We start from the raw sequence: 11,748 nt of genomic DNA, 5'->3' as shown, positions 1-11,748 counted from the left end.
ACGTTTTTAAAATTTTTTGCAAAGGTACATATTTAATTCAAAATTGAAAATTATAATGATGTTTTTAAAAAATCAATTTTGAGCGCTATTGCATTATTTGCAGTCAACCTATCTTTTATTTATCAATCGAACCGCAAAAACGGTTTCAAAAAGTAAAAATAGGAAATATGGAATGAAAAAAGCTCCGATATTGAGATTAGTTGCAACGTTTTCGGCTTTAATTAATGGCCACAAAAAAACCACTGCTGCCATCATCTTTATAAATGTGGTTCCTAAAAATGCAAAGCCAGTAAAATCAGGAAAATTTTGATTCACAAAAAGCAGTAATACATATATAATTATAGTGGTGATTAGTAAAAATCCATAAACGCTCTCTGTGCTGTAAAACAGGTCTTTTTGATAACCAGAAGTTTGTACTGTATAATACTGTACGACAAAAAGTAATAAGGTAAAAGGAATTAAAGCCTTAAGAAAAGGTAAAATTTTATTCATTTTTAGAATTGTTTAAATTTTTTACTTGCCGTATTACATTATACAAGGCAATAAAAACAGAAATTAGTGAAAGTACGATAGTATAAACAGAAGAATCAGCTTGACTGTAGTTATCATCTAGCCAGATACCAAGATAGGTGAAGCCAAAAATAATGGTACCCATTTGAAAAGGTATTGCTAGAAAGACCAACCATTTGGCATTATTTTCTGCTTTCTTTTTCATGTACCTCCAAGTTTTTAGATTGAATTTGCATCGTACAAGCCGCAGAGAAAGTTGCACCTGGCTCTACTGCTAATTTCCCAACAGTTACTTGTCCTTGAATACTCGCCTTTGCTTTTACACTCAAAAGCTCCTGAACTTTGATGTTGCCTTCAAATTTCCCCTCAATATCTGCGTTCTTGCAGATAATATCTCCGGTAACACTTCCGGCGGGGCCAATTACAATTTTACCAGCAGTTTGAAAATTACCCACCAAGTGACCGTCTAATCTAAAATCAGCTTGCGAAATAATATCTCCTTTAATAGTGGTTCCTTCAACAATCCTATTGGTTTTACCCAAAAGATCGGTGTATGATTTTTGTTTTTTATCGAACATAGTTATTTTTTTTCGAGGGCTAGGTAACTCTCTAAATTTTTCTTGATTTGCACAATCCTATAATTCTCTGATGCAATAATTATAGCAGGTGTTAAAAGATTGTATTTTTTATTTTCTGCTAAAACTGTTAAGATATCTGCAGCGTAGTTTTGTGTAGGTATCCCGTGAATTGTCATAAACGCATTGTTATCGGTATATAAGTCATAAGAAAGGTATAGCTTTTGTAAATTCTCACCCTCAAAAAATGCTTTCAAACTCGCCTCCAAAGCTTTTGTCTTTTCATCGTCACGAGCGCCTACTTGGTATAAAATTTTGTAGTTACTAGCTACAGCAGTCTTGAAGTTCAATTGTTCTAATACTGGAATTTGTTCTTTTAAAATCAAGGCTGCACTTTTACCCTCTTCACTATTAGGATAATTGTCTACTACATCTTGCATGGCTTTTTTGTAGGCTAAAAGGCCTTTAACTTTTCCTAGTGTATTAGCCTTTAGCAATTCGAATTTTGAAACAATTTCGTCACCAGAAAACTGTACAATCAAATTATCAATGTTAGATAAAATCGTATTGAAATCTTCCTTTTCGAATAATTTATACCATTTGTTGTACTCCGTTTCGGGAGAATCAGCTATTGCTGTTGTACTTTGCACATTTTGGTTGATAATTTGCGCATAACGAGAATTAGGAAACTCCTGTGAAATTCGAGTTTTCATAGCTTCGGCCTTGGTAGCATTTGTTGTTTGATACAATTTAAACAAATTATACAGCGTTGGTAACACCAGCTTTTCCTCTGGATTGTTTAAAAGTAACTGCTCTAACTTGCTTATTGCTAGTTCGTTTTCTTTGAATTTTTCTTTATAGACAATACCTAAATTATAATAGGCGCTGTTACGCTCTTTGGCAATACTATCTAATTCTTTTGCATCAGTGGGTAATTGCTTGGTATAAAAAAGCGTACTGTATTCTGGCTTTTCAATAGTAGCAACGGCAGCTGTTGAATCTGTTGCTGTAGTTGCATCATCAGCGGCAACAGTAGTGTTGCCTACTTTGGTTCCTGAAAAGCGCCAATTGCCATTACGTGATCTATCGCCCCATAATTTTTTAAATTCGACTTTACCAAATGCTACAGTGGTTGCGTTGTAAAAATAAAAAGAACTACTACCCGGCTGTGGAGCCCCAATAGGATTCATAGACGGAGGCGCCATACCAGGAACAGGGGCTGCATTCAAGGTATCAAAACCACCACTAGGATCAGCAGAACTAATAGACGCATTTCGTTCACGGTTTTCTTGAAGTTCTTTATTTTTAGCCTCGAGCAATTTTTTTTGTTCGTCTTTTTGTTTGAGTTCTGCAATATACTTTTCGTAAAAAGAGTTTTGCTGCTCTGGAGTCATAGCAACAATTTTTAGAATACTGTCGTTGCGCTTCGCAATAGCTTCGTAGGCAATTACTTCGTCCAGATTTTTTCTGATTTTTTCAATTTTAGCAAACTCTCTTGTGTTATTGTTTAGCTTGACCAATGTACTATCGTAGTACTTTGCAGCTGAAGCGTAGGAGGCATTCTTGAAATACATGTCACCCAAATTGCGGTAGTTGGATGCTACCAAATACGAATCTTTTGAATTGGTTTTGAGTGAAGAATTATACAAAGCAATAGCCGCTTTTTGATTGTTTTGCTTGTCTTGAAAAACTGCCATTTGATGAAAAATCAAATCTTTAAAAGGTCTGTTCTCTCTATCTTTAAGTAATTTATTAAATGTTTTTACAAAGAGAGCTGTATCTCCGTTTTGATAATCAAATAATTCTGCTTTTTTGGCATGCGCTTGCAAAACAAATCTGCGCTCAGCCTTTCGGTTCATTGCAATGATTTCTTGAAAGGTTGTTACTGCACTGTCTTTGTAGCCGGCTTTTTGATATAATTGTCCTAAAACAAAACGATATCTGGCTTTTTCTTGATTGACTTTGGTGAAATTAATGGCTTGTTTTAATTTAGCAACTGCGCTGTCTTTTTCTTCTAAATTCAAAAAAGAGGCTGCTAAAAGTGCATTGGCATCAGCGTAAACTTGCTTTTGTACTTTACGGTCATCTAATAATTTACTAATGTTTTTGATTACTTGTGCATCGTTACCCAAACGCATATTGGTTTTTTCGCGCCAAATTTTTGCTTCGTAAATTTTGCTGCTGTTGGGATATTTATAAAGGATGTAATTGAATGCATCGAGTGCAGGTACAAAACGCTGGTCATAGTACCTTGCTTTTCCTAGCATAAGGTAGGCTTCATCTATCTGGAAATTTTTTTCTTTGCCTCCAATATTCATGGAGTGTTTTTGAATGGCTTTGGTTGCCTTAGTTTCGGCTAATTCAAAGTCTGGATTTTTGGCTTTTTCGGGTGTAAATTCATCCGAAACTTGCATTTTTTCAATGGGTAAAATATCCCAAAAATTATCGTCGCTACCCATTTGAAGGGACTTAATACCTTTGTCTAGACCTACTTGGCCGTTGTACAGAATGTTGTATTTTGTGCTCAAGGCATGCGAATTTCTGGCTAAAAAAGTGTCTTTTTTGGTGGAACACGCTACTACTACAGCAAGGAAAAGGAGTGTAAGTAAGGATTTGTATGTATTGATTTTCAATGGAAAACGTTTTTATCAATTAACTATGAAATATACTTTTTAGTATATGCATTGGTAAAAATACATTTCTTTTTGATATCGTGAAAATTATGAGCTTTTATTTGGCTGCAACGGGTTTGCGTAAGGGATTGCAGCGGCATCCTTTATTTTTCGATTTTTGGATCGAAAATAAAGATAGAGCGTAAAGCCCGACCCGAAGTTTTTACGAAGGGTTACGCCATAAAAAAGCTAATTGTTTCAATATTCACACTGAAATAGCGTGAGTACTGCAACAATTAGCGGTTTAAATTAGGGTTTTTTTTACTGAAATTATACGGCAAAAAATGCTTCTAATTCTTTTAATGTTTCTTCTGAGGTTTGAATGTCTTTAACCACTTGGCCTTTTTGCATGGCTACAATACGGTCACTTACCTCAACGGTGTGCTGCAAGTCGTGGCTTGAAACCAATACGGTCACGGCTGGATCATCGGCTAGTTCTTTGATGATTTTTTTAAGTCGAAATTGCGTGGTTGGGTCAAGGTTAGCAAAAGGCTCATCGAGAATAACCACGGACGGATTACCAATTAAAGTAGCAATGATACCTACTTTTTTCTGGTTTCCTTTAGATAAATCGCGCAGGTATTTTTTGTTTTTTAAGATTTCGCCATTAAAAAACTCTTCGTGTTTGGCAAGTAACGCATCAACATCAGCTTTGTTTTGACCGCGTAAATCGCCTATGAAATAAAAATATTCTTCGGGAGTTAGATAGCTTATTAAAAAACTTTCATCAAGAAAAGAGGCGGTGAAAGGTTTCCAAGCCTCGCTTTTACTTACATCTATGCCGTGGTTTACTATGTTCCCTGTTGACGCCTGGATTAAGTCTAGCAAAAGACTGAAAAAAGTGGTTTTTCCAGCGCCGTTGTTACCCACTAAGCCAAAGCTTTCGCCTTGTTTGATTTCTAATGCTTCTATATTTAATACGGTTGTTCCGTTGTATGTTTTGGTAAGGTTGTTTACTTGTATCATTGTTATTAGTTTAATAGGTTGGTTTGTTGTTGTCTCTTTTTTTTAAACCATTAAGAAAATTAAGGATTTGTAAGCTTGCTCAGTGAGAGTCCTAATTATCCTTTTTGTTTGTATGCTGCTATGGTAGCGTATTTTTCTGATTTATATGTTTTTTCGATTAAGGTAAATGCTTTTTCTTTGAATGCAAAACCAATTACGCCAAGAAGTGCTACTAAGGCCAAACCGGTTGTTGCACTGTCAAATCTTGAACCTAACCAATACACGAGCATTGGTAAACCTAATTGTGGTAATGAGATGAGCATGGTTTTTATGTTGAATGCTTTCTTATCACCAAAGGCACCTTTGCCTGAACTTAAATCGATGGGGGTTTTGGTAAATGCACCACCAAGTAACACCAAATGCGAGTTGACTCCGATGTTATAAATAGCACCTACAATTATGGTTAAATAAATTTGCCAACCAAAATACAAATAGGGCGCAGCTATTACTGTGGTTATAATTGTAGCTATTACCATTAACCACCATTTTGAACTCAAATACCCACGGTACGGGATATTTTGTGTCATCATTAATTGGTAATACGAGCTGTCCCAACTTGGTACGAACTGCCCAAAAGTTATTAAGAATCCACCAGAAACAAAGATTCCCGCAAAAATATGCATCGTAGGATTGTTATACATTGGAATACCATTGGTAAAGAACAACAAGCCATAAAATAGAAACATGACACTCAAACCAACTGTAGTTTTGGAACGCTTGTTTCTTTTGATTAATTTGATGTCGTTTTTAAGGAAGGTACCGATGGTTCCAAATTGGTTCAACCAAGTTAAGTCTTCGGTTTTTGCTTCGTCGTGTTTAGTAGATAAGCCTGCATCGAGGTACAAGTTATTTTTGAAATATTTAAATGAAACAATATACAAAGCAATTAGTGCCAAAACCGGAATACTAAACGCCCAATAAGTGTTGTAAAAAGACTGAAAAACTGGTCCCATGAAAGCCGTAATATCAAATATCTCATAATACTGCAAGCCGGCTAAAACTGCTGAAAGTCCCAAGAAAATCATGAATAATCCGTCTTTGTTGCTCAATAAAATATTGATGAAATTATTGCAGTACAACAGTGCGTAAATGGCCAAGTACCAAAACACTACCAATAGCGGATTGTAACCTTCAATAATCAAGACTACACTAAACGGAATCAAGAAAAATGCGTGTAACAAATTAAAAAACGAAAGGATTGTTTTGCCTAACGAAAAATGGACGATGGTTTCTCTTTTAATCGGAAAATTCAATAAAGGACGAATATTGAGCACTGGAATTTTTTGAAGCATCATGCGAACAATTAAATCCATCACCACGTAATAAAATAAAAATTGATTTAAGGCTACAATAGGATCCAATTTCATTTTTTTGAGGATATAGAATGCACCTACTCCTAATCCTAAAAATATTAAAATGAAATAGGCCGCAACAAAACCCATCAGGATTTTTAGCGCCAAGTTAGATGCGAAAGAGGCTGACCTTGTGAAAGCCTTCCATTCGAGATAAAGGAATTTTGAAATCATCTTTTGGTTTTTTGGTTTGCTAGTAAGTAAGTCAAAGTCAGAAAATGTTACAACGAAGTAATTTTTTTTGAAAGAAAAGTGCTCTTTTGACTTTGTGTTTTGGTTTTTTAAGTGTCGGAAATTTACTCTTGTAGGTAGTGTTATTTGTCATACTGAGGAACGAAGCATCTCAGCCATCAAGAGCAAACAAATCATCAAGAAAACCCACGTAAGGATTTATGGTTTTACAAGCGATATTTTCTTTACAAACTCAAAATGTTTGTATGCTAGTTTCAAGTAAATTCCGGTGATTACAATGTAAGCCATGGCTGCGCAAACTGATACGAAAGCAATTTTAACATCTGGATGATTTACTTTAACTGGAAATAAACCAATCCCCATCATAAGTAAAAAGATCATTATGCCAGCGCTTTTTTTCTTTATCAAATAACTATAAGTAGTTTGGTGTTTTGACTTCCAAATTAAAATCCAAGCTAGAGCAACCAACCCAAATTCTAAAAGAACTAATGATCTCAGGGTTCCTTGAATATCTGCAAGAAACAATCCGAGGCTTGAGTTTCTGACAAAAAGCAAGAATACGACCGTAAGCAAAGATGAAATTGCAATTGCAGTTAAAAATTGTCTTTTCACTATTTTGTGGCATTTGACAGTCATTATTCTTGGGTTTGTAAAACCTATAAATCCCGAAAAGGATGGTTTAAATTCTGGCTCCCATTTTTCAATAACTTCCTTAAAAGCAACATCAAAAGCACAATTTGCATTCTGCATTTTCTCTTCTATTTCAGTAGCGATATGATCTAAAACTTCTACTTTCAAATCGTCAAAATTCAGTCCTTTTGCTATTAAAATTTGATTGATAGATTCTATTTGTTGGGTGGTTAATTTCATCTTCTAAAGATTAATTCAGTTGGTATTGTTTTTTAACTTTTGCTATATGTTTTATATCAAGATATATTCCTGTTGCACAAAACAAAAGTCCAATGACCCAAATACAAATAAGCGGTATAATCAAAAGATGATTCTGCTGGATTTCATCTTTAAATCCATTAGACAAGTTAATTCCTATTTGGGGAAATGACAATATGCTGGTTAAACTTAAAGAATAGTAACTTACTGCTAAAAACCGTTTACCTTGAATTTTATAATTCCTAATAAAGTGATACAGTCCCGGAATTGCAGAAACTAATAACAATGCAAACAAAACCTGAAGGTACTTACTAGGTTTCTCAAAGTAAAAAGAACCTTGGTAGGCGAGAATTCCTAACACAATACTTCCAATAATTTTGGGGAATTTTAAAAATTCCGCAATCATTTTTCGTTGACTTCTATTGTATTCCTTTTGTAAAATACCTTTTCGTTCTTCTTGAATCGATTTAAAACTTGAATGCCCTACAAACTTACTTTCAGCACACTGCTTGACTTGAAGAAAAGTAAGTTCAGGATTCTTCTCCCAAATTTCCTCCATACTAGTAACCATGTGATCTGTAAATTCTACTTGCAATTCATACCATTTGATATCTAAGGATTTGATGTAATTGGATACGTATTCTATTTGTTCGGTGGTTAGTTTCATAAAATAAAGATTAAACTAATTTCAATTTTTTAACGATTTTAAAATGTTCACTAGCCAACATTAATTGAAAGAAAGAGTACACAAATGGAATACATAATAATATACAGCCTACTAGATTTTGCAAAAAAGAATTAGTAGCATCAAAATGTTTCAATGGATCTCTATAGATGTTAAACTGTAAGCAAAATAAAAAAACGACCCAACCTCTGAAAAGAAACAATCTTCCGTACATAGTTTTAATTGTAGATCTCCAAATCAAGAACATACTTATACTGGTACATACCATCAAAAGGGTATAAACTCCTTGTAAAGCTAAACTAATGGCTTTAAAGGTTTCTTTTTGAAATGTATTTGAAACTATAAAAGCTAGTAGAGACCCGAAAACAAGAACTGAAAAAAATACATGTAAAGCCTCTCTTTTAGAATAAGCGACTAATTTGTCTACTACAAATTGAGGTGCTTTAAAGAAAGCTCCTAACCAAGCATAACTTGAAGAAATTACTAGTGCACTTTTCCATTTCTCAAAAACTGATTTACAGACACTGTCAAATGAAATTTCTTCCTGACTCATTCTTTCTTCAATTTCTGATGCTATGTGGTCAATTATTTCTAGCTTCACATCTTGATAAACAAGACCGTTTAAAACTAAAGTCTCTTCTATTTGTGCTATTTGTTCGGTGGTTAGTTTCATCTTCTAAAGATTAATTCAGTTGGTGTTTTTTTTTGATTTTGTGTCTAAAATTAAATACAATTTTTAGAGATGCTTCATTCCTCAGCATGACAAACTTGTAGAAAATAAATTCTAATTAAATAAAAATCTTCTTTGGAATTGATAATGCTTAAATCCTAAATAAATAAAAGAAAGTAAGTACATAAAAAGGCATCCCATTGACAGTACAAACAAATTTTGATTGGTTGCATCATGAGGTATATTTTCATTGAAAATAAAAGCTAACCAAACAAAAATCACCGGGAATCTTGAATCAAATGAATGCCTAAAAGTGGACGATGCCTTTGATTTTGAATTGAAAAATTTAAAAATAAACATCAATAATATTGTTCCAATATAGGCGTAAAAAAACACTTTCTTAATCCATAAAATAAACTGTAGCTTTGAATTGGAATCCGATACTAATTGAAAACTAAAAAACAATAGTAGAGAGAGTACGATAGTTGTAACTATTTCTAGTTTTATTTGATTTCTAAAAGCATTTCGCGCCAATTTAGGATAATATGTATTCAGGGAGAAAAAAGCTCTAGTTGGTTGTAATTCAGAATTCCAATTTTCAAAAACCTGATTAAAAACTACTGAAAAGTCATTATTTGAAACTTCCATTTCATTTTCAATTTCAGTAGCAATATGGTCTAAAACCTCTACTTTCAAATCGTCAAACTTCACCCCTTTTGCAATTAAGGTTTGGTTGATACATTCTATTTGTTGGGTGGTTAATTTCATTCTTAAAAAATTAAAATTCTAAACTTGGCTTAGGGTTCACTAAACTCTGCATGTTTCTGATGAAATCTTCGAGTTCTGAGAGTCGGTTTACGGTTTCCTTTTCACCTGCTTCGGTTAGTTTGTAATACTTGCGCATGCGGTTGTCTACTTTTTCAATTTCGACATCCAAAATTCCTTCCGCCTCCAATTTATGTAAGGCAGGATACAAAGCGCCTTCGGTAATATTCAACTCGCCCGCAGTAATCGCTTTTACTTTCTGAGTGATTTCATAGCCGTACATCTTGCCGTTTTCCTCCAGCAATTTCATGATAATCGTATTCAGACTTCCTTTGTACAATTGTGAGTTTTTCATTTTCATTTTCTTTTGGAAATACAAATATACATAAGATTCTTATACATAACACTTCTAGGTATGTAAATTTTCAATTACTTTAATTTAAGTTACCTATTGACTTTAGTATCTTTGTAAAAAAAAATTATCACATGTCGTCTTTTTTAAAACTTATTATAAAAGAAGTAAAACGCGAAACTAAAGATGCAGTTTCTTTACTTTTTAACGTACCACAAGAATTAAAAGCCAATTATGCTTTTATTGCTGGTCAATATTTGAACTTAAAACTAACCCTTGACGGTCAAGAAATTCGCAGAGCCTACTCTATTTGTTCTTCGCCTGATAGTGATGAACTTCGCATTGCTGTTAAAGCCGTTCCTAATGGTTTGTTTTCGCAATTTGCCAACACCAAACTCCAAGCGGGTGACGTTCTTGAAGTAGGTACTCCGGAAGGAAAATTTACTTTTGAACCTCAGGCTGATCGCCAACGCAACTACGCTGCTTTTGCGGCAGGAAGTGGAATTACTCCTGTAATGTCGATTTTAAAATCAGTTTTACATAACGAGCCAAACAGCACTTTTGTTTTGGTTTATGGTAACAAATCACCCGAAGACACAATTTTTCACCAAGAATTGCACGATTTGCAATTGCAATACGTAGGTCGTTTGTTTGTGCATTATGTGTATAGTCAAGCTAAAGTTGAAAATGCTTTATTTGGACGTATCGAAAAATCAAGCGTGAATTTTGTTTTAAACACAAAACACAAAGAACTTGAGTTTTCCAAATTTTACTTGTGTGGACCTGAAGAAATGATCAATACCGTTTCTGGAGTTTTAAAAGAGCACAATGTAAAAGAATCAAATATTAAATTTGAATTGTTTGCTTCGTCAACCAAAGAAAATAAAATCGAAAAATCATTGGGCGGTCATTCAAAAATTACTGTTTTGGTAGATGACGAAGAGACTACATTTGAAATGTCGCAAAAGCAAACCGTTCTAGATGCCGCTTTAAAACAAGGAATTGATGCTCCATACTCTTGCCAAGGCGGAATTTGCAGCAGCTGTTTGGCTCGTGTTACCTCTGGTACTGCTGAGATGTCGAAGAATTCTATTCTTACGGATAAAGAAATTGCCGATGGTTTGATACTTACCTGTCAAGCGCATCCTACATCAGACACGATTTATGTAGATTATGATGATGTTTAGGCCATTAGAATTTTAAAATAAAAAAATCCAAATTTCAAGTTTACTACTGAAATTTGGATTTTTTGTTTTCGCTAAAAATTGCTATTATTTACAAGAAAGCATTCCATAAAAACATGCTTTTCTGGCGCTTATTCTCCTCTTTATCTTCGCCATAGCTGTACCAATCTTTTGTTTTTTCCTCAACCAAAGTTTTAAGACCATTCAAATCATACATTTTTTTGGCCGTTATAGGTTGAATGATACTCGTGTCTTTTATTTTTAAATCTACTTTGGTAGCAATATACGAGGTGTACAAACGTGGTATTGATAAACCTAAAATCATTCCTGGCAATCCATTTATAGTGCACGGACCTCCTGAAATGGTGATATCATCGGTGTAAAAAGCAAAAACATATACTTCGTCAAAAATTTTGCCGACAGCTTTTCTACAATTGTAACCCGCAATTTCACGATGTTCATTTGTAATTTTCCATTCAATTTTTGGAATACTATCTGTTATTACAAAATTGGTTCCTACAATTTGTTTTTGAACGTTCATCTTGCGATTCGCAAAATCAAAAAACCAAATATTCTCTTCGTCTGCCTCTTTTTCGTAATTCGGAATTTTAGTTTTTGGACTCCAACGGTCAAATTTAAATAAGCTTTTATTATTCTCAAACGTATAGTTGTAATACGAAATTTTAAGATCAGATATGCTCTCTTTCATTTGCTCATTCCAACTGTCATTACTCATTGTTTTTTTAAGGTTGGTGCTCACTTCATATTCAATAACCGCCTTATCTACAAACTGCTGAGCAAAACAATTGCCAGTAAATACAAGTAGCATGAGGTATACATAATAGGTTTTCATAGTGTTGTGTTTTTTTATGATTTAAAGAAAATTGCTTTCTCTTAT

13 protein-coding genes are annotated in these 11,748 nt (G+C 33.9%); 1 reads left to right on the top strand and 12 read right to left on the bottom strand.

What is annotated here, in order from left to right:
• Nucleotides 1–108: 108 nt before the first annotated feature.
• The 11 genes from L1S34_RS00660 to L1S34_RS00610 form a co-directional block, all read right to left on the bottom strand.
• Nucleotides 109–492, bottom strand: a complete 384-nt coding sequence (locus L1S34_RS00660; protein WP_236362068.1) for a DUF6168 family protein — start codon at nucleotides 490–492, stop codon at nucleotides 109–111.
• Nucleotides 485–715, bottom strand: coding sequence for an AtpZ/AtpI family protein (locus L1S34_RS00655; RefSeq protein ID WP_236362050.1), 231 nt, complete (start codon nucleotides 713–715; stop codon nucleotides 485–487). The genes L1S34_RS00660 and L1S34_RS00655 overlap by 8 nt, the downstream gene beginning before the upstream one ends.
• Nucleotides 693–1,088, bottom strand: a complete 396-nt coding sequence (locus L1S34_RS00650; protein ID WP_236362031.1) for a bactofilin family protein — start codon at nucleotides 1,086–1,088, stop codon at nucleotides 693–695. Before L1S34_RS00650 ends, L1S34_RS00655 begins: the two co-directional genes overlap by 23 nt.
• A gap of 2 nt (nucleotides 1,089–1,090) precedes the next feature.
• Nucleotides 1,091–3,718, bottom strand: coding sequence for a type IX secretion system periplasmic lipoprotein PorW/SprE (gene porW / locus L1S34_RS00645; protein WP_370637554.1), 2,628 nt, complete (start codon nucleotides 3,716–3,718; stop codon nucleotides 1,091–1,093).
• Between the two features lie 309 nt (nucleotides 3,719–4,027).
• Nucleotides 4,028–4,723 (bottom strand): ABC transporter ATP-binding protein, encoded by a 696-nt coding sequence (locus tag L1S34_RS00640; RefSeq protein WP_236362028.1) that lies wholly within the window; start codon nucleotides 4,721–4,723, stop codon nucleotides 4,028–4,030.
• A gap of 95 nt (nucleotides 4,724–4,818) precedes the next feature.
• Entirely contained in the window at nucleotides 4,819–6,288 is a 1,470-nt protein-coding gene (locus L1S34_RS00635) for a DUF5687 family protein (RefSeq protein ID WP_236362025.1), read from the bottom strand.
• A 216-nt stretch (nucleotides 6,289–6,504) separates the two neighbouring features.
• Nucleotides 6,505–7,176 (bottom strand): hypothetical protein, encoded by a 672-nt coding sequence (locus L1S34_RS00630; protein WP_236362022.1) that lies wholly within the window; start codon nucleotides 7,174–7,176, stop codon nucleotides 6,505–6,507.
• Nucleotides 7,177–7,186: 10 nt separating this feature from the next.
• Entirely contained in the window at nucleotides 7,187–7,861 is a 675-nt protein-coding gene (locus tag L1S34_RS00625) for a hypothetical protein (protein WP_236361999.1), read from the bottom strand.
• A gap of 10 nt (nucleotides 7,862–7,871) precedes the next feature.
• On the bottom strand, nucleotides 7,872–8,552 hold the full coding sequence (locus L1S34_RS00620; protein ID WP_236361982.1) for a hypothetical protein: 681 nt from the start codon (nucleotides 8,550–8,552) through the stop codon (nucleotides 7,872–7,874).
• Nucleotides 8,553–8,663: 111 nt separating this feature from the next.
• Complete coding sequence (locus tag L1S34_RS00615) at nucleotides 8,664–9,317, bottom strand: hypothetical protein (RefSeq protein WP_236361980.1); 654 nt, start codon at nucleotides 9,315–9,317, stop codon at nucleotides 8,664–8,666.
• Nucleotides 9,318–9,327: 10 nt separating this feature from the next.
• A complete protein-coding gene (locus tag L1S34_RS00610; RefSeq protein WP_086453071.1) occupies nucleotides 9,328–9,669 on the bottom strand; it encodes a PadR family transcriptional regulator in 342 nt (113 codons plus the stop codon).
• Nucleotides 9,670–9,800: 131 nt separating this feature from the next.
• Here L1S34_RS00610 and L1S34_RS00605 point away from each other — a divergent pair, with 131 nt between their 5' ends.
• Nucleotides 9,801–10,853, top strand: a complete 1,053-nt coding sequence (locus L1S34_RS00605; RefSeq protein ID WP_236361977.1) for a ferredoxin--NADP reductase — start codon at nucleotides 9,801–9,803, stop codon at nucleotides 10,851–10,853.
• 88 nt (nucleotides 10,854–10,941) lie between these two features.
• On the opposite strand, the gene L1S34_RS00600 is transcribed toward L1S34_RS00605, so the two are convergent.
• Entirely contained in the window at nucleotides 10,942–11,703 is a 762-nt protein-coding gene (locus L1S34_RS00600; protein ID WP_236361944.1) for a GLPGLI family protein, read from the bottom strand.
• Nucleotides 11,704–11,748 lie beyond the last annotated feature (45 nt).

Source organism: Flavobacterium sp. K77, from assembly GCF_021608205.1.
GTDB lineage: Bacteria > Bacteroidota > Bacteroidia > Flavobacteriales > Flavobacteriaceae > Flavobacterium > Flavobacterium turcicum.
The sequence above is the reverse complement of the archived record's forward strand: the minus strand, read 5'-3'. Positions and strand labels throughout refer to the sequence as shown.

What these genes read in the sequence shown, in the direction of transcription:
- L1S34_RS00660 (WP_236362068.1), bottom strand. Translation starts at nt 492, where the DNA reads ATGAATAAAATTTTACCTTTTCTTAAGGCTTTAATTCCTTTTACCTTA.
- L1S34_RS00620 (WP_236361982.1), bottom strand. Translation starts at nt 8,552, where the DNA reads ATGAAACTAACCACCGAACAAATAGCACAAATAGAAGAGACTTTAGTT.
- L1S34_RS00635 (WP_236362025.1), bottom strand. Translation starts at nt 6,288, where the DNA reads ATGATTTCAAAATTCCTTTATCTCGAATGGAAGGCTTTCACAAGGTCA.
- L1S34_RS00610 (WP_086453071.1), bottom strand. Translation starts at nt 9,669, where the DNA reads ATGAAAAACTCACAATTGTACAAAGGAAGTCTGAATACGATTATCATG.
- L1S34_RS00615 (WP_236361980.1), bottom strand. Translation starts at nt 9,317, where the DNA reads ATGAAATTAACCACCCAACAAATAGAATGTATCAACCAAACCTTAATT.
- L1S34_RS00600 (WP_236361944.1), bottom strand. Translation starts at nt 11,703, where the DNA reads ATGAAAACCTATTATGTATACCTCATGCTACTTGTATTTACTGGCAAT.
- L1S34_RS00605 (WP_236361977.1), top strand. Translation starts at nt 9,801, where the DNA reads ATGTCGTCTTTTTTAAAACTTATTATAAAAGAAGTAAAACGCGAAACT.
- L1S34_RS00625 (WP_236361999.1), bottom strand. Translation starts at nt 7,861, where the DNA reads ATGAAACTAACCACCGAACAAATAGAATACGTATCCAATTACATCAAA.
- L1S34_RS00630 (WP_236362022.1), bottom strand. Translation starts at nt 7,176, where the DNA reads ATGAAATTAACCACCCAACAAATAGAATCTATCAATCAAATTTTAATA.
- L1S34_RS00655 (WP_236362050.1), bottom strand. Translation starts at nt 715, where the DNA reads ATGAAAAAGAAAGCAGAAAATAATGCCAAATGGTTGGTCTTTCTAGCA.
- L1S34_RS00650 (WP_236362031.1), bottom strand. Translation starts at nt 1,088, where the DNA reads ATGTTCGATAAAAAACAAAAATCATACACCGATCTTTTGGGTAAAACC.
- L1S34_RS00640 (WP_236362028.1), bottom strand. Translation starts at nt 4,723, where the DNA reads ATGATACAAGTAAACAACCTTACCAAAACATACAACGGAACAACCGTA.